The 16,794-nt window shown below is 43.6% G+C and carries 15 protein-coding genes and 1 pseudogene; 8 read left to right on the top strand and 8 right to left on the bottom strand.

The annotated features are described in order from the left end of the window. Window positions 1–5: 5 nt before the first annotated feature. Entirely contained in the window at window positions 6–539 is a 534-nt protein-coding gene (locus AC0J2X_RS14210; protein WP_039230079.1) for a polysaccharide biosynthesis/export family protein, read from the bottom strand. An 11-nt stretch (window positions 540–550) separates the two neighbouring features. Beyond that, a complete protein-coding gene (locus tag AC0J2X_RS14205) occupies window positions 551–1,756 on the bottom strand; it encodes an outer membrane beta-barrel protein (protein ID WP_039230080.1) in 1,206 nt (401 codons plus the stop codon). Window positions 1,757–2,439: 683 nt separating this feature from the next. Between AC0J2X_RS14205 and AC0J2X_RS14200 the strand changes: the two genes are divergently transcribed. Both AC0J2X_RS14200 and AC0J2X_RS14195 read left to right on the top strand, forming a co-directional pair. Then, a complete protein-coding gene (locus tag AC0J2X_RS14200; RefSeq protein ID WP_069944100.1) occupies window positions 2,440–3,894 on the top strand; it encodes an undecaprenyl-phosphate glucose phosphotransferase in 1,455 nt (484 codons plus the stop codon). Window positions 3,895–3,952: 58 nt separating this feature from the next. Next, window positions 3,953–4,210: pseudogene (locus AC0J2X_RS14195) on the top strand (cupin domain-containing protein); the annotation flags it as partial. A 292-nt stretch (window positions 4,211–4,502) separates the two neighbouring features. On the opposite strand, the gene rplT reads toward AC0J2X_RS14195, so the two are convergent. The 4 genes from rplT to thrS all read right to left on the bottom strand — a co-directional run bounded on the left by rplT (window position 4,503) and on the right by thrS (window position 7,761). Next, window positions 4,503–4,859 carry a 50S ribosomal protein L20 gene (rplT, locus tag AC0J2X_RS14190; protein WP_012518092.1) on the bottom strand — a complete coding sequence of 119 codons (357 nt, stop codon included), beginning with the start codon at window positions 4,857–4,859 and terminating at the stop codon, window positions 4,503–4,505. A gap of 18 nt (window positions 4,860–4,877) precedes the next feature. Further along, window positions 4,878–5,075 carry a 50S ribosomal protein L35 gene (gene rpmI / locus AC0J2X_RS14185; RefSeq protein ID WP_012518091.1) on the bottom strand — a complete coding sequence of 66 codons (198 nt, stop codon included), beginning with the start codon at window positions 5,073–5,075 and terminating at the stop codon, window positions 4,878–4,880. A gap of 118 nt (window positions 5,076–5,193) precedes the next feature. Further along, window positions 5,194–5,733, bottom strand: coding sequence for a translation initiation factor IF-3 (gene infC / locus AC0J2X_RS14180; RefSeq protein WP_071814473.1), 540 nt, complete (start codon window positions 5,731–5,733; stop codon window positions 5,194–5,196). 111 nt (window positions 5,734–5,844) lie between these two features. After that, entirely contained in the window at window positions 5,845–7,761 is a 1,917-nt protein-coding gene (gene thrS, locus AC0J2X_RS14175) for a threonine--tRNA ligase (protein ID WP_014976220.1), read from the bottom strand. A 447-nt stretch (window positions 7,762–8,208) separates the two neighbouring features. Here thrS and AC0J2X_RS14170 point away from each other — a divergent pair, with 447 nt between their 5' ends. From AC0J2X_RS14170 to AC0J2X_RS14160, 3 genes are all read left to right on the top strand, one after another. Then, complete coding sequence (locus tag AC0J2X_RS14170) at window positions 8,209–9,093, top strand: fructosamine kinase family protein (RefSeq protein ID WP_069944099.1); 885 nt, start codon at window positions 8,209–8,211, stop codon at window positions 9,091–9,093. Between the two features lie 122 nt (window positions 9,094–9,215). Continuing rightward, entirely contained in the window at window positions 9,216–9,965 is a 750-nt protein-coding gene (locus AC0J2X_RS14165) for a pteridine reductase (protein WP_069944098.1), read from the top strand. Next, window positions 9,962–11,143, top strand: a complete 1,182-nt coding sequence (locus AC0J2X_RS14160; protein WP_069944097.1) for a DUF3080 family protein — start codon at window positions 9,962–9,964, stop codon at window positions 11,141–11,143. Before AC0J2X_RS14165 ends, AC0J2X_RS14160 begins: the two co-directional genes overlap by 4 nt. 153 nt (window positions 11,144–11,296) lie before the next feature. Here AC0J2X_RS14160 and AC0J2X_RS14155 read toward each other — a convergent pair whose 3' ends face one another. Both AC0J2X_RS14155 and AC0J2X_RS14150 read right to left on the bottom strand, forming a co-directional pair. Then, window positions 11,297–12,547 (bottom strand): mechanosensitive ion channel family protein, encoded by a 1,251-nt coding sequence (locus AC0J2X_RS14155; protein ID WP_069944096.1) that lies wholly within the window; start codon window positions 12,545–12,547, stop codon window positions 11,297–11,299. Between the two features lie 47 nt (window positions 12,548–12,594). Continuing rightward, window positions 12,595–13,221, bottom strand: coding sequence for a CPBP family intramembrane glutamic endopeptidase (locus AC0J2X_RS14150; RefSeq protein ID WP_014976215.1), 627 nt, complete (start codon window positions 13,219–13,221; stop codon window positions 12,595–12,597). 426 nt (window positions 13,222–13,647) lie between these two features. On the opposite strand from AC0J2X_RS14150, the gene AC0J2X_RS14145 reads away from it, so the two are divergent. The 3 genes from AC0J2X_RS14145 (at window position 13,648) to AC0J2X_RS14135 (ending at window position 16,694) form a co-directional block, all read left to right on the top strand. Continuing rightward, on the top strand, window positions 13,648–14,481 hold the full coding sequence (locus AC0J2X_RS14145; RefSeq protein ID WP_069944095.1) for a MurR/RpiR family transcriptional regulator: 834 nt from the start codon (window positions 13,648–13,650) through the stop codon (window positions 14,479–14,481). 200 nt (window positions 14,482–14,681) lie between these two features. After that, window positions 14,682–15,245 (top strand): DUF924 family protein, encoded by a 564-nt coding sequence (locus tag AC0J2X_RS14140; protein ID WP_069944094.1) that lies wholly within the window; start codon window positions 14,682–14,684, stop codon window positions 15,243–15,245. A 183-nt stretch (window positions 15,246–15,428) separates the two neighbouring features. Then, complete coding sequence (locus AC0J2X_RS14135) at window positions 15,429–16,694, top strand: amidase (RefSeq protein ID WP_069944093.1); 1,266 nt, start codon at window positions 15,429–15,431, stop codon at window positions 16,692–16,694. Window positions 16,695–16,794 lie beyond the last annotated feature (100 nt).

Genomic DNA, 16,794 nt, shown 5'->3' with positions numbered 1-16,794 from the left:
GTAATTTAGAAGAAACGCTGATTGATGGTGATAATATCACCAGGCTGAATCATATCGCTCACGGTTACGGTGAATTCGTTTGTTCTGCCGTCCTTTTCACGAATTATGGTAATTTTGTCGCGGGCCGCTCGCTCTGTGTAACCGCCGGCTAATGCAGCCGCTTTATTAACAGAAAGGCCTGGTTGATATGGATAGCCGCCCGGCCTTTTCACTTCACCATCAATAAAGAAGGGCCTGTATTCAACGATAGCTACTGAGACAGAAGGGTTAACCAAATAATCCCCTAGCAAGCCATCATAAATTTTCTTTTCGACTTCATCGGCTGTTAAGCCAACCAATTTAATTTCTCCTAGGAATGGATAATTGATTGTACCGACATCAGGTAGACGTACTTCCATAGAAAGATCATCTTGGCCAAAAACACTGATTTTTATTCTGTCACCAGATCCAAGTTGATACTGACTCATGCTCAAGTTTCCTTCCTGAGCGAAGGCAGAGCTCGTAACAAAAATTAAAAATAAAAATACTGTTTTAATCATCAAATGTTGCTTCACAACGTAACCTCTGCGGAAATTCCTACAACATTTCGGTCATAGCCAATTGAATCGCGGTTACTTTCACGATCTGCCAACTGATAGAATAGGGAAAAAGACAAGTACCTACGAGCCTGGTAATTTAATGACGCCATGTAACGCATCAACTCGTCATCCCTATTTTCAATGCCATCTTCATCAAGAATGTACTCGTTTGTTTCACGCGTTATACTAATTGAAGAGCTTAACCGGCTTAGCCACTCGTGATTCCACGCCGCAGTGTAATCTCTACCTCTTATGAAATTACCTTCTCCGTTGGTTTCCCTAGTGTCTGCATTCGTAGAAAATCGAAACGTAGAATATGAAATAGGCTGCCACTCTATACCGACTTCCCAATCAGTTCCATAGAAAGTACTTCTCGTAGCGGCATCGAAATCTTTTTCTTTATAACCCACTTTTGCAAAGCCAGTAGTCGCTGCCGTAGATTCCCATCTAACACCAAGTAAAACTCGAGTTTCGTCACTATCTCTAGTTGTAATACCCGTCTGGTTGTCATACCTCACAAACGTTTGCGTTACATCGAGCAGTGCTGTTGTCGCAGAGCCAATACGATAACCCAATTCAGCGCCGACTTTGTTTTTTACCCGATCTCTAATCAAATAGGCTTGTTCACTTCGATCATAATCTAACGTCTCACGGTTTGCTTTTAGCGTTACTACTCCATCTGATGTAACAGCACCGTAGGAATACTCACCGCCAAAAGAAGTACTTTTGTAACGGTCAGGTGTTGTGATGGCTGTACCTAGTCCTAAAGAAAAGCCAGTACCGCGCTCTTCATGTCCATCTTCGTATTGGGCAATTGCATTAACTCTATGCCTACTATTTAGTTCATATTCTCCTGATGCTTCAATAAAGTGGTCTGTATAGTCATCAGCGCTGCTTGAAAAAAATACACCTCTTTCTAAACGATAGCCTACTTGGAACGGATTGCCGTCAATCTGTGTAGCAGCAATTAACTCTGGAGAAATAGTCGCTCGCCAACTATAAATTTCAGGATCGTCATCTCGGGCATAAGCTACGTTGTCAACATACGCCATCGAAGACGTAAATGAAGGGATCAAATCAAATTGCCCAGCTTGAATTCGACCAGCCTCTTGGGCAAATAGAGTCGGTGTGGCGCAAATTACCGACAGAGCTATTATGCTTTTGGTCCTTTTTAACATGTTATTTCCTTCCTACGATGGCTTGGGTGTATTAAAACAGTGCATTATTTCGATATAGCGCTTTCAAATACATCCTTACGTAAACGCTATAAACCGCGAAACAGCCGGAATATGTGTAATTCTTACAAACTAAACAAGGTGAATGCCTTAATAGTTCATGGATAATCAATGTCGAGCAATAGGCGTGCCGCTTTTGCTTTACTAGGCTGTGAACATTACTAGCGAACACATTAGAGCGAAAGTCAATTTGCTCTGTATTGTTTGACTCAACAGTCAGTTAACAAAGTACTGCAACTTATACTTAGGTATTGTTGCATCTATATGTCCAAGGCTGCAAATGCGGTATATGCTATCTTATTTATATTGTTCATGAAAAGCGCTAGCGCCGTATTCTACTCATTTTGCACCAAATTAGTACGGAATGAACTTTGTTTTTGTAATAAAATTACAATATCCATATAATACGCTGTCGTTAGAGCACTTAAGCGTTAGACGTGAAAAATTTCAACGCGAATATAATCAGCACGTTGTGATTATTCATCTTAAGCCCATAAAAATGGGCATAGTATTTGCCTAACTTCCATAAGTCGTCTTCGCTATTCTTCTTAATTCATGGCTTAGCCTGTTTTTGTTGTCGTTAGTTTTGGCTACAGGCTTCACTTTTTCACTTAGAGATTACTTAAATGGACAATAGAGTAGAATCTAACAAAGCACTTAAAGCTCACCCGGTTGAGTCTAATACTAATGGTGGTTTGGTAGTCAGGAACCAAAGCGGTTTTTCAACCATTTACAGACTCATTGATCTTTCGCTGGTAACGATTTTGTATTATTCGGCAGCAGCGTATTACGGTACCCAGATAGATACCACCAGCTTAATTCTTCTTTTTGTAAACGTTATTTGCTTTCAAATTTCTGCCGAAGGCGTTGAGTTATATCGGTCGTGGCGTGGGCACAGAACGCCTGAAATGCTAAGAGCGGCTGCAATCACTTGGACATTAAGCGTTCTCGGTACCATGTCGATGGGGTACTTTTTCGTTCAAGAAATAAAAACGCCACCACCTGCAATATTGCTTTGGTTTGCATCTTCGTTTGTCGTTTTGATTCTGTGGCGCTTTGTTATGCGCAAGTTTCTCTTCCGCATTCGCAAAAGCGGCTTGAACACACGCCGTTCTATTATCATTGGTGCTACTCATTTAGGCGCGAATGTTGCTCTTCAGATACAACAGAACGAACATTTAGGTATTCGCTTTAACGGTATTTATGATGACCGTGAAGCAGAACGTCTCCCTCATGAGATGCAGGGGGCTGTGCTCGGCAATATTGAAGAAGCCATTGAAATGGCCAAGCGCAACGAAGTTGATTACATCTACATAGCATTGCCAATGAGTGCAGAAAATCGCATTCGTGCAATTCTTGAACAGTGCAGCGATACCACTGCTAACGTTTATGTAATTCCGAACTTCTTTATGTACAACTTGCTTAACGCTCGCTGGCAAACCGTGGGTAATGTACAGGCACTAAGTGTATATGACACCCCTTTCCAAGGCGCCAGTGACGTATTGAAGCGGTTTGAAGATGTTGTATTAAGCAGTCTGATTTTAATGTTGATATCCGTTCCCATGTTAGCAATTGCGGCCGCAGTTAAACTCACATCTAAAGGGCCAGTCATTTTCAAACAAAAGCGTTACGGATTAGATGGTAAACAAATTACGGTTTATAAATTCCGGTCTATGACTACGCAAGACAACGGAGCAGTTGTTAAGCAAGCAACGAAAAACGACGCGCGTTTAACCAAAATAGGTGGTTTCTTAAGACGCACATCGTTAGATGAACTACCTCAGTTTATCAATGTTCTGCAGGGTCGCATGTCAATTGTAGGCCCTCGCCCGCACGCGGTTGCTCACAATGAGGAATATCGTAAGATCATCACAGGTTACATGCTGCGGCATAAAGTTAAGCCTGGTATTACAGGTTGGGCACAAGTGAATGGTTTGCGCGGTGAAACGGAAACCACGAACAAGATGGTACAGCGTGTAGAGTACGATTTAGACTATATACACCGCTGGTCTATTTGGTTCGATATTAAAATTGTATTCATGACTGTATTTAATGGATTCATTAACAAAAACGCATATTAGAGACTAGTGTGTAACAATCTGAAAAGGCGACTCTCACAGTGTCGCTTTTTTGTGTCTGAAATACACCATCAAAATGCATCACCACCTCGCTGAGCATTGGATTGTGGTATCGGGCAGTGCCAATGTGACTATTGATGACAATACTCAGTAAGTAACAGAAAACGAATCTGTCTATATCCCAATCGGTGCAGTACACGCACTAGAAAACCCCGGAAAAATCCCTCTAGAGCTTATAGAGGTGCAATCGGGTGCATACCTCGGCGAAGATGACATCGTAAGGTTTTCAGACCGCTATGGGCGTGTAGAGAAAAAGTAATAGCACTAGTACTAAGTTAGCGAATATAAGCAGAGCTTTGGCTCTGCTTTATTGTGTTTAAAATTCCACATGTAGAAGCCCCTCTTCTCTTTTGTTCTTTGAGCATGAAAAACTAGAGTAAAGCTAGAGAAGGCGCGCCTTTTCTAAAGATACTCAACAAGTGGATATTAGAAGGACGTTGTTAAACAATGGACTAAACAAGTTTAAAACAAAGTCTGAACCCCAAAAACGAAAAAAGGCGAGCATCCTGCTCGCCTTTTTCCGAAAGAACTTAAACTTAATTAGTTAATAATTAAGCTAATGCGCCTTTAGCCGCTTCGACTAGTGCGCTGAAAGCTGCTTTGTCATGTACTGCGATGTCGGCAAGGATCTTACGATCGATTTCAACAGACGCTTTCTTCAAACCGTTAATGAAACGGCTGTATGACATACCATTTTGACGAGCAGCAGCGTTGATACGTGCAATCCATAGTTGACGGAATTGACGCTTGCGCTGACGACGGTCACGGTAAGCATATTGACCAGCTTTAGTTACAGCTTGTACCGCTACGCGATATACACGTGAACGTGCGCCGTAATAACCTTTTGCCTGCTTGAGGACTTTTTTGTGACGAGCACGTGCGATAGTGCCGCGTTTTACTCTAGCCATTAATCAGTCTCCTAAGTCTTATACGTAAGGCAACATGCGCTGAACCAATTTGGTATCAGAGTCATGAACCAGTTTTTTGCCACGAAGGTGACGTTTACGCTTAGAGCTCTTCTTAGTCAGAATGTGACGTAAGTGAGACTGTTTGCTTTTAAAGCGGCCAGAACCCGTTTTCTTAAAACGTTTGGCGGCACCGCTTACAGTTTTCATTTTAGGCATTGCTAAAACTCCGCATTGTTTAATATCGGTATTTTTCGTGTTGCAGTCACTTCATACCGGTTAATGTTTAGCAGCAAGGTGTTTAAGGGTGCAGATTCCTTAAAACTTTAGACCGTTACTACTTCTTATTTGGGGCTAGCACCATGATCATCTGACGGCCTTCCACACGACGTGGGAAAGACTCGCATGTAGCGATATCTTCTAAATCGGTTTTAACGCGGTTTAGTAGATCGATACCGATGTCTTGGTGCGCCATTTCACGACCGCGGAAGCGGATCGTAACTTTGGCTTTATCACCACCTTCAAGAAAGCGACGCAGGTTGCGCAGTTTGACCTGGTAATCGCCTTCATCAGTGCCAGGGCGAAATTTAATCTCCTTGACCTGAATTTGCTTCTGTTTTTTCTTCTGCTCTTTTTGAGCTTTACTTTTTTCGAAGAGGAATTTGCCATAGTCCATAACTTTACAGACTGGCGGCTCGGCATTCGGACTGATTTCTACTAGATCTAGGCCCGCTTCTTCTGCGTTACGAGTAGCTTCTGCTAGAGAAACCACACCAACCTGTTCACCGTCTTTGCCAATTAATCTTACTTCTCTGGCTTTAATCTCATCGTTAATGCGGGCTTTGTCGCCCTGAGCCTTGTTGTTAGCGCCTTTAATGTGCTATTCCTCCAAACATTTAATTCTTTTGTCTGCTTTTGGGAGGTCGGTTGACCCAAAGTAAAACCAAAAGCAGACACCTTAATTGTGCATTATACACAATTTGCTCAACTACTTAATCGTCTTTTCAACAACTTCTTGTTGAGCCATGGCAATAAAGTCTTCCAGGCGCATTTTGCCTAGGTCGTCACCGCGACGAGAGCGTACTGCTACTTCGCCCGCTTCCATTTCTTTATCGCCCACAACTAGCATATACGGAATACGCTTCAAAGTGTGCTCGCGGATTTTAAAGCCGATCTTCTCATTTCGCAAGTCAGACTTTGCTCTAAAACCTAATTCTTGCAGTTTTTTTACACAATCTGAGGCATATTCAGCTTGTTTGTCGGTAATATTCATTACCACAACCTGCTGAGGTGCCAACCAGAGTGGGAAGAAACCTGCAAATTCTTCGGTCAATATTCCAATGAAGCGTTCTAGTGAACCCAAAATAGCGCGGTGAATCATAACCGGCACTTTGCGTTCGCCATCTTCTGCTACATAAGTAGAGCCCAAGCGACCTGGCATTGAGAAATCTAGCTGTACGGTTCCGCACTGCCATGCACGGTCTAAGCAATCGTGCAGTGTAAACTCAATTTTTGGCCCGTAGAACGCACCTTCTCCAGGCTGATAATCGAACTCGATGTCATTAGCTTTAAGTGCATCTGCAAGCGCAGCTTCTGATTTATCCCAAATCTCGTCAGCACCTACGCGCTTTTCCGGGCGAGTAGACAGCTTAACTTTGATATTTTCGAAACCAAACGCAGCGTATGTCTCGTACACCATCTTAATACAGCCACTCACCTCTTCTAGGATCTGTTCTTCAGTACAGAAAATGTGAGCATCGTCTTGCGTAAAGCCACGAACACGCATTAGACCGTGTAGTGCGCCCGATGGTTCGTTACGGTGACAGCAGCCAAACTCAGCCATACGAAGAGGCAGGTCGCGGTACGATTTCAAACCTTGGTTGAAAATCTGTACGTGTCCTGGGCAGTTCATTGGCTTAACGGCATATTCACGCTTTTCAGATTCAGTCGTAAACATGTTTTCAGCGTACTTGTCCCAGTGACCTGATTTTTCCCAAAGCGAGCGGTCCATCATTAATGGGCCTTTAACTTCGTCATAATCGTATTCACGAAGCTTCTTACGCACGTAGCTTTCTAGCTCGGTGTAAATTGACCAACCGTCGTTGTGCCAAAACACCATACCCGGCGCTTCTTCTTGCCAATGGAAAAGGTTTAGGGCTTTACCAATTTTACGGTGGTCACGCTTTTCAGCTTCTTCTAAGCGCTGTAAGTAAGATTTAAGCTGCTTCTTATCTGCCCACGCAGTACCGTAAATGCGCTGAAGCATTTTGTTGTCGCTATCGCCACGCCAGTAAGCACCTGCCACTTTCATCAGTTTGAAGTGATGGCAGAACTTCATGTTTGGCACGTGAGGGCCTCGACACATATCTGTGTATTCTTCGTGGTGATACAGTGCTGGACGGTCGTCCTTGCTGATGTTCTCATCAAGAATTTCCATTTTGTAGCTTTCGCCGCGCGCTTCAAATGCATCGCGTGCTTCTTGCCAGCTAACTTTGTTCTTAACCACGTCGTAATTAGTTTTAGCCAGTTCAAGCATACGCTTTTCTAGTTTAGCTAAATCTTCCTGGGTTAGGCTTTCTTCCATATCAACATCGTAGTAGAAACCGTTGTCGATAACAGGGCCGATAGCCATTTTGGTGTTAGGCCAAAGTTGTTTGATAGCGTGACCTAACAAGTGCGCGCAACTGTGACGAAGAATTTCTAAACCTTCATCGTCTTTTGCAGTAATAATTTGAAGTTGTGCGTCCGCGTCAATCATATCAACGGCGTCAACTAACTCACCGTTTACTTTTCCTGCAATGGTTGCTTTGGCTAAACCAGGGCCAATATCATTTGCAACATCTAGTACAGAAACAGCGTTATCGAAAGCGCGTTGGCTTCCATCAGGAAGGGTAATTACAGGCATTTTAATTCCTTTACAGTGGTGACGCCTACTCTGCGCCACATGCATATTTTTGAAAATTTAATCGTGCTTTATAGCACTCGAAACTTGCTTTATTTGAAGCGACTAAAGTACAGCATAAAAATACAGCGCATTGGTACTGCAAAACTGTATACGGGTCGAACTTACTGAGTTTTCTCAGTATTAAAGCAAGTTGTGGATTATAACCAGTGTAGGGGCAACTTCAATATCGAAAAGCCTTTATTGGCTAATTTGTGAAGGTTTGATTTCGTTTAGGAAGATTTTGAGTAGGAATTTATGCATTTCACCGTTTTTATCCCATACTTTAGTGTAAGGCGATAAAGGTTGCTGGACTGGCTCTTCGCTGGTGTTCTACTGTGTCATAGGAAAGTAGTCACTCAACACTCCAATCGCCTTGAAAAAAGCATTAAAACAAGCAGAGCGTGCAATATGTGGCATTTTATCAGCGAGCATATTTCAGATGAAACCCAGCAGTTTTTTAGCTGCCAAAAAGCCGAACGAGTAAGTGGTGGAGATACACACGAAAGTTACATCATAAAAGATACGACCCATCGCTACTTTGTTAAAACCCGCAAATATGATGATACTCAGCAATTATCTCATGAAGCCGAAGGACTAGCGGCCATCGCTAACACGCAAACCATTGCTACCCCGCGAGTCATTTGCCATGGAATTACAGCCAATGAAACGCCTAATATGGAATATTTGGTACTTTCTCACGTTCGATTTATTGAACCCACTGATAATGACTATTTCATTTTAGGACAGCAACTCGCTGCACTTCATTCGGTTAACGCCTACACCAGCTATGGATGGCCGCATGACAATTACATTGGTGCCAGTGTACAAACCAATGGAAGAATGGCGTCTTGGGCTGACTTTTTTGCAGAAAAACGGATTGGTAGTATGCTAGAACGCTTGGCATCAATTGGTACATGGAAAAGCGAAGATGGCAATATAGACGATATTATTACTCGAATAAGACATCTCTTGAGCTTACATCAACCCCACCCTTCACTACTTCATGGCGACTTGTGGGCTGGCAATGCAGGCTTTAATAAAAAAGGACCGGTGTTATTTGACCCCGCTGTGTATGTTGGCGATGCGGAAACCGACCTTGCCATGGCCGAATTGTTTGGTGGCTTTCCCCAATCATTCTTTGAGGGTTACCATCAACACACCCCAATTGAAAAAAATTACCGATTAAGAAAACCAATTTACCAGCTTTACCATATTTTAAATCACGGGTTATTATTCGGCGCGCATTACATTACGCAAGCCAAACAAATAATAGATGACATTTACAAGCGTTGATGTAACAAACAAATTCGCTTGCATTTGTTGCCCATCAGCCGTTTTACCTGCGGATTAAGAAAGAAAGCACCGCAAACTGTAAATAGATATAAGTCGATTTAAAATAGAGAGTAGCTTTTATTATGACAAACTCAGGCCCTGTAGCACTCATTACCGGGGCAGCAAAGCGAATTGGCGCCGCCATGGCGTGTCAGCTTCATAGCGAAGGCTATCGCGTTATTATCCATTATGGGCATTCTAAAGAAGAGGCACTTGCACTGGCTGAAAAGCTAAATAGTCAGCGGGAGGACTCTGCCACCTGTCTCCAAGCCAACCTTTGTAATTCAGACGAAGTAAGTGCACTTGGGCAACGAGCATTAGACATTTGGGGTCAGATAAACGTTTTAGTAAATAATGCTTCTAGTTTTTACCCCACTCCGGTGGGCGAAATTTCAGAAGACGACTGGGTATCTCTGATAGGCAGTAACGTGAAGGGGCCATTGTTTTTGTCACAAGCATTGGCACCAGCATTAGCGGTAAGTAAAGGCTGCATTATCAATATGGTCGACATGCATATCGACCGTCCACTCCCCAAACACAGTGTTTACCTGATTGCTAAATCCGGTCTTGCCTCACTAACCCAATCGTTAGCTATAGACTTGGCCCCCAACGTTCGCGTAAATGGTATTGCGCCAGGGGCAATTTTGTGGCCAGAACGGGAAATGGACGAGGACGAAAAAGACAAACTGATATCGAGTATTCCACTGGGTGAACTAGGTACACCAAATGATATTGCTAAAACATTGTCGTTCTTGGCATCGGCCCCTTACATCACTGGACAAATCATTTATGTCGATGGCGGGCGCGGACTTCATACTGGAGCCTCCGCGTGAATATTTCCCTAGTAAAACCATGGCACCCAAAAGTTTCACAACTAAGAAACGCTTGCCGCGCTGGTGTCATCAGCGTTGCCATGTTTGCTTTGCTAGGCTGTTTTGGCGGAAGTACCGTAAAGCAAAGCATTGACGATTACGCCGCACGACTCTCGCGTGTACTCGATACGCCCCTCCCCGATTCGTTTAACGATAAGATTACCACCCCGCTTCCCAAACTTGCAGACTCCGCCACGCTTAAACACGCTATTGAGGGCGTGAATATAAACCTGCGTGAGTTTTATGCGCTGCAAGATTGTGAGTTAGGCACAGTGGTTGCCGAACGCAATACGTCGCTAGGAAAAAGTCAGCTGCCATCACAGCGGCTTGTTTATGAGAGCAAGCTGCTTAATGTACTCAGAAGCTGTGAAGCAGCGCTCACGAAAGAAAACGAGTCTAACCAGAGAAACGCGGCACTGGCAGCAACCATCTCATCGTGGCGTGAACAAAAGACACAAGACTACAGTAAAACGTGGGCAAACCTAGTCCAAGGGAGCCAAGAGTTGCGTCTGGCGCTTAACACACCTGAACGTCTTTTCTCAGTTGAAAATAATAGAGATGCACTTTCTAGCGTAAACGCGCTTTATTACATCAACAGCTTAAGTAACAAAGAATTGCTCTTGAGCGATATGTATTCTTCCAATACAGCATCGAGCGATACAGAAACAGAGGCTACGAATGAAAATAATAGTGAGAGTATTATTGAGAGCAGCGAGCTTGAACAACAGTTAAAAATTATACGCTCAGCCAGGTTACCCGCTACACTTTGGCATACACAACAAACCTTAACGCAAAACCTCTCATTGCTTACGGATATGCTTGAAACCGAGCTTGATGCTGTAAGCTGCCCAGAAGGCCGCGCTAGCGACAAAGCAAAAATATTGCGTAATGTATTCTATCTTTTTTTTATTGAGGAAATACAACCTGTAGGAAGTTTGGTAAATCAATACCATTACAAACTAGCCCCATTGTGGGAAGACTGGCTTGCGCAGCCGTCGCTTCACGAGGAATTCAAACGCTACATCAGGCAACAGTCACAAGACGGATTCAACCAATACAGCAGCGCCATGAAAGCGCATGTCAACTTATGGCAAGGATTCCTTGGTAGATGTAATCTATCGCCCGTCGCGCCTGTTTAATAGCGCGACGAGCAAATCCACAAGCCCAGCTTTTGCTGAACATCTCCTCACTTCTGGCCAGCTTTGCTGCAGCACGTTCAATATGTTCGGTTCCCTTCTAGATTTGAAAAGAGGGCAAATGACACATTCCAATAATCCTTCACATAACAAATGTTAAAGAATATTTTCTCCTGCCTCAGGGTCTCTCGAATTCCGAGCCTGCTCTCGTATCTCATGGGCTTCGGAAGACACATCATCATTAATTTTCGATTCTTGTGGACGCGTATTTCCAGCCCCTTTAGCACTTGACCTTTCGTTTCGATTTTCTGTGGTTCCACTATTCTTTTCGCTATCCAAGCTTTTTACGTTCTTTTGGCCTGTAGTTATTTCACTTAACTCATTTGCTTCATTTTCAGAAGGACGAGCGCTTGAAGCGTCTTTCTCGGAAGCCTGGTAAATATGCATACCCTCAGGGAAAATGCGCTCTCTCGCATCATCAGGCATACTGATATTCGCCTCTAAGAAGGCCTGAGTGATTTTACGCATCAGCACCGACGCCATTTTTAGTACACTCGTTTTCTCTACATCCACCCAAAAATAAACCTTGATGTTGTAGGTCGAGGGGCCTAATTCGTCGATAAGAATTTGCGGTTCAGGGTCGATTAACACATTGTCTTGTGCTGACGTAATTTCTTGCGCCATCTGCTGTGCGTGTTGTATGTCAGCATCGTAACCCACGCCAATAACAAACTGACCTCGCATTAGCGGGTTGGCCGTAAGGTTTTTGATTACCCCTTTGTAAATAGTCGCGTTAGGTATTTGAATATGGTTGCCGTCAAAATCCACCAGCGTTGTCGCACGTGCCGTTACTTTCTGAATGATGCCGGTGAAATCGTTGATTTGTACGATATCCCCTATCCTAAAAGGGCGTTGAATAGTAAGCAGTAGGCTTGAAATAAAGTTCTCGGCGATGTCGCGAAAGGCGAAACCAAGAATAAGCCCCACCACACCTGTACCACTCACCACCGCGATTGCAAAACCAGTGAGCCCAGCTAAGAACAAAAATAGATAAATACCGAGTAAAATTAAGACTAAACTGACACTTCTTTGAATGACTGAGCGCAGCAGTGGAGATGTGGTCGTACGGGTTAACGGTTTAACTAAAACCTTGGCAATATATGGCGCTAAAAGGATAAACGCCGCCATGATAACTAAGCCTAGCGCCAACCCCGGTAATCGATAAACAAAGTTCTCCCAAAGCTGAGAGAGTAGCGACTGTGCACTTGATAAACTGCTTATTGCGCCACCTTCGTCACTTTGTTGAAGCAAAGTTTGTATGAAAGGTTCGCTGTCGGTTTGTGGGAAAGAAAGCCCCGCTCGCTTATTTAAAATAGAGGGTTGTAATATTTGTTGCGCACTGAACATCACCTCACTCCTTGGCGTTCATGTGTTTCGATTTTTAATACAAATAACTACGACGCGATAACTAAATAAGATCCCAGCCCGATGGTAAATAAAAAACTGCCCCATATAGCGTGTTCTATAACCACCACGGGCGTCGAATTAGTTTGCATATACCGATAACCGAAAATGCCACCGCCAATCCAAGAAATGACTACAGCAATCCAGTTACCGTACACTAAGTGGGCTAAACCAAATAAAAAAGTGCTTAAGGCCCACCTTGCATACTTCGAAGGCAGTATTCGCTTGTAACGGTGGAAAAAGTACGTTCGAAAAATGATCTCTTGCGGGATGACCGACACTAACGGATAAATCAATAATGTAGCTACCCACATCCATGGCTGGTTCATAGGCCAATGTAGGAACAATTCCGGTTTAAAAAAGTAAACTACCAGCGCCAGTAAGCTCGCCCAAGGCAAAAATAACCTTAGCGTACTTTTTAAATGCGTTCGATAGTCTTCCCAATGCCACAATTTAATGCGTTTAAATTGCTTATCTGCTAACAAGATAGCTAAGCAACAAAGTCCCATAACACCTAAAATAGGCATGAGATAATTTGCAAAATGCTTTATCCAGTAGAGAACGGCAAAGGGAATCACCACAAAGAGCAAGATCAATTCAGACCACAGCTTTGCCACAACTCACCTCTTTCTCTCGATCATGCTAGGTTCGCTGATCGATTCCCCAAACGTTTTTACTAACTAGAATCGATGCTAAACCAACAAGATAATTACCAACCGATGACACTTTTGTGAATTTTTACGGTTTATGTCTATGAAAGTGTAGTGCCAATTTGCAAAGCATGAGTGATTAATTAAGTGCTACTTTAGCCCTATGCTTTACTGCACATTCGTAACTCTCTATATAGATAAGGTTTTTTAAGAGCAGTGGAAACTTGTAAGCGTTTTTTAGTAATAAGCAACAACGCTCATTATAGTGTTCTACTTCAATAATCGGCTTCGAAAAACCTATTTTGAAGTACGTGAACGCGTTGAATTCAGGTAGTGTTTGTATATCGCACAAAAGTCGTGAAATAATTGCATAAGATGTATAAGGCGATACCAATGACAAAAAGTAGCCCTAGCGACGTTTTACAGCAAATTGAAAACCACTATGCCTCTTTGTCCCCTTCGGGCAAGGCTATTGCGCATTATATTCAGCAGAATCCTATCGCAGTATTAAGTCAATCTACTTCTTTAATTGCAGAAAAAACGGGGACGTCAAAGGCCACAGTCAGTCGCTTCTTTCGCCAGCTGGGTTTTGACTCGCACCAGCAAGCTAAGGAGGCGCTTGTTCAGCTACGTGAGCAAGGCGTGCCTGTTGTAAGCCCTTCAAGTGGTGTACTTCAGCATGAGAATGATAGTAAGAATTTGGCCAATACATTTGATAGCACTTCCTCAGAGGCGTTGACAGATATTGCTAAGTTGCTGGCATCAGCAGGCCAGGTCACCTTGATTGGTTTTAGAAACGCCTACCCCATTGCACTTCATTTTAGGCAGCAGCTCAAACAAATTCGTGCGTCGGTCCGTGTGCTTCCTCAGCCCGGTCAAACACTTAGTGAAGATATTATCGACCTAACCGAAAATGATCTTGTCGTACTTTTTGGTTTTCGTCGTAGAACCCGTCAATTCAAGTTTGTTTTAAATAGCATTAAACACTGTAAAACCGTATTAATTACCGATCCAACGGGCCAAGGATATCGTCACGATGTCGACCACCTGCTGGTTACCCACATTGGCAGTGACTCGCCTTTTGATAGTTACGCGGCTCCAATGAGCCTGGTTGCATCACTGTGTAACCTTACCTACGAAGTATTAGGAAGCCAGGCCGCAGACCGCGTCGACGCTATTACTGACATCTACATTCAAATGGATGAACTAGAAAGTCCAAAGCGTTAACCCTTCCCACAGAACACTTTTTAAGCAATACTATAAAGAGAGCGGATAGCAGAGAATTGTTATTTTGCAAGCGTAAAGGGAACTAAAGCGCTTAAAAATGGGTATAAGTATTAATTCACAACGCTTATTTTGGGTTTTAATGCATAAAAACGTACCTGTTAATTTAATTTCAATGCTAAAAGCGTGTGGTTGGAGTTGATATGGATAAAACGCAAGTAGTCATGGAAGAAGCTAACGGTGTGCTAGACTTTTGGTTTGGAGAACTCTCCCCAGAGCAGTGGTTTAAGGAAGATGCAGCACTAGATAAAACGATCACTTCGCGATTTTCAAAATTGCGCGCAGCAGCCATAAAGGGCGAGTTGTGGCCTTGGCGAGCGACGGCTACCGGTCGTCTTGCCGAAATAATTCTTCTCGATCAATTCTCGCGAAATATTCATCGCAATGACAAAGATGCATTCAGTGCAGACAGCATGGCTTTGGTTCTTGCGCAAGAAGCGGTAAGTGTTGAAGCCGATAAGGTACTTACACCGCAGCAGCGCGCGTTTCTGTATATGCCGTTTATGCATAGTGAATCACTCGCAATCCACGACGTCGCATTGGAACTATTTTCACAAGAAGGCCTTGAAAGAGAATTCACCTTTGAAAAGCGCCATCAACAGATAATTGAAATGTTTGGCCGCTACCCTCACCGCAACCGAATTTTAGGGCGCGAGTCGACACCAGAAGAAATTGCATTCCTAAAGCAAAACCCTCAAGGCTTTTAGCAACTTATTTAGTGTTTTTTAACGATTTACTCAGCGCTTTACCAATTATGTAACTCACAGAAAATAATGTACGTACTAAAATGCCCAATGAAGTAACGTTCGTTTCTCTTGACTTTTTAATGAAACAGTTGTTTCATTAATCTAAAGACGAATAAAGAAACAATAACGAATAAGTAACGCGCTGTGAGCTCTCCTTTTGTACTGAAGCCCTGTGATGCCAAGTTCACACAGGCAATTAAAAACCTAGAAATCGCATTCAGTCTTGACGGTAGTGTTAAAGATGACGCATTTTCGGCGTCAGGAAAAGCGCTGAATCAGGCAAAAAGTCAAAGTAAATTGCCGCTTAGCGGATTAGGTCTGGCAGTAAAAGATTTGTTTCACATTGAAGGATTGCCAACCGCAGCAGGAAATCCTGATTGGTTAGCCACACACGCGATTCCGAAAAACACAAATCGTTGCGTAGCAAAGATGCTTCAAGCGGGTGCCGCGTTCAAAGGCAAAACCATCACTGATGAACTTGCCTACAGTTTACACGGGCAGAATAAGCACCACGAAACACTGGTAAATCCAGTGGCACCAGCTCATATACCTGGTGGTTCTTCGTCAGGTTCAGCGGTGGCCGTTAGCGCGCACCTTGCCGACATAGGGCTTGGCACCGACACCGGCGGCTCTATTCGCGTACCGTCTAGCTATCAAGGGTTATGGGGGCTTCGCACCACGCACGGCGTTGTGGCCTGCGACAATATGGTGGCACTTGCCCCGTCGTTTGATACCGTGGGCTGGATGACACGCGACCTAAACACGCTGACTAAAGTTGCCAATGTCTGCATAGATAGCGCAACACAAAGTGAAATATCAGGTTCGCCTCGATTTGGCATAGCAGCGCATTTATTTGAGCAGGCCGCTCACAAATCGCTGTGCAAAACATGGCTTGCAGCGCTGGCTGATAACAACGACTGTATTGTATTGTCAGAGACACAGCTAGATTTAAAAACCTTACAAACTGCCGCTACCTTTCGTACCTTACAGGGCAATGAAATATGGCAGCAACACGGCGAATGGATTGAATACACTCAACCCGATATCGCCAAAGATATAATGTTGCGCTTGAATTGGTGTAAAACCATAACAACGCAAGAAGTAGAGCAAGCTAAAGCGCAACAATCTGTGGTAATCAATCATTTAAACACGCTGTTTGAAGAAATAGATGTATTGATTATTCCCACGACACCCGGTGTAGCACCTCGATGTGATGCCGATGAAACAACGCTGGCAAATGATAGAAACGCTCTGCTCGCACTCACGGCGATAGCTGGGCTTGCGGGATTACCCCAACTTCATTTGCCGTTGTTTACCCTACACAACGCCCCATGCGGATTATCGCTAGTGGGCAAAAAAGGCAACGATCTTGCACTTCTCGCGTTAGCAAAAAAGCTAACCACTCGCTAAACGTGTAAAGCGCGCCTGTTTTTTTAAGTTGCACTTAAAAAAAGCATTAGCGCCCTATCGCATTCAAGTTGAAACTAGAAAGCGGAAGTAAGACCTAAGC

It is taken from the genome of Alteromonas sp. R7 (genome assembly GCF_055755235.1).
Note: the sequence above shows the minus strand (reverse complement) of the source record. Positions and strands in the feature narration are given on the sequence as shown.

What these genes read in the sequence shown, in the direction of transcription:
- thrS (WP_014976220.1), bottom strand. Translation starts at nt 7,761, where the DNA reads ATGCCTGTAATTACCCTTCCTGATGGAAGCCAACGCGCTTTCGATAAC.
- AC0J2X_RS14155 (WP_069944096.1), bottom strand. Translation starts at nt 12,547, where the DNA reads ATGTTCAGTGCGCAACAAATATTACAACCCTCTATTTTAAATAAGCGA.
- AC0J2X_RS14140 (WP_069944094.1), top strand. Translation starts at nt 14,682, where the DNA reads ATGGATAAAACGCAAGTAGTCATGGAAGAAGCTAACGGTGTGCTAGAC.
- AC0J2X_RS14165 (WP_069944098.1), top strand. Translation starts at nt 9,216, where the DNA reads ATGACAAACTCAGGCCCTGTAGCACTCATTACCGGGGCAGCAAAGCGA.
- AC0J2X_RS14205 (WP_039230080.1), bottom strand. Translation starts at nt 1,756, where the DNA reads ATGTTAAAAAGGACCAAAAGCATAATAGCTCTGTCGGTAATTTGCGCC.
- AC0J2X_RS14170 (WP_069944099.1), top strand. Translation starts at nt 8,209, where the DNA reads ATGTGGCATTTTATCAGCGAGCATATTTCAGATGAAACCCAGCAGTTT.
- rpmI (WP_012518091.1), bottom strand. Translation starts at nt 5,075, where the DNA reads ATGCCTAAAATGAAAACTGTAAGCGGTGCCGCCAAACGTTTTAAGAAA.
- rplT (WP_012518092.1), bottom strand. Translation starts at nt 4,859, where the DNA reads ATGGCTAGAGTAAAACGCGGCACTATCGCACGTGCTCGTCACAAAAAA.
- AC0J2X_RS14200 (WP_069944100.1), top strand. Translation starts at nt 2,440, where the DNA reads ATGGACAATAGAGTAGAATCTAACAAAGCACTTAAAGCTCACCCGGTT.
- AC0J2X_RS14145 (WP_069944095.1), top strand. Translation starts at nt 13,648, where the DNA reads ATGACAAAAAGTAGCCCTAGCGACGTTTTACAGCAAATTGAAAACCAC.
- AC0J2X_RS14210 (WP_039230079.1), bottom strand. Translation starts at nt 539, where the DNA reads ATGATTAAAACAGTATTTTTATTTTTAATTTTTGTTACGAGCTCTGCC.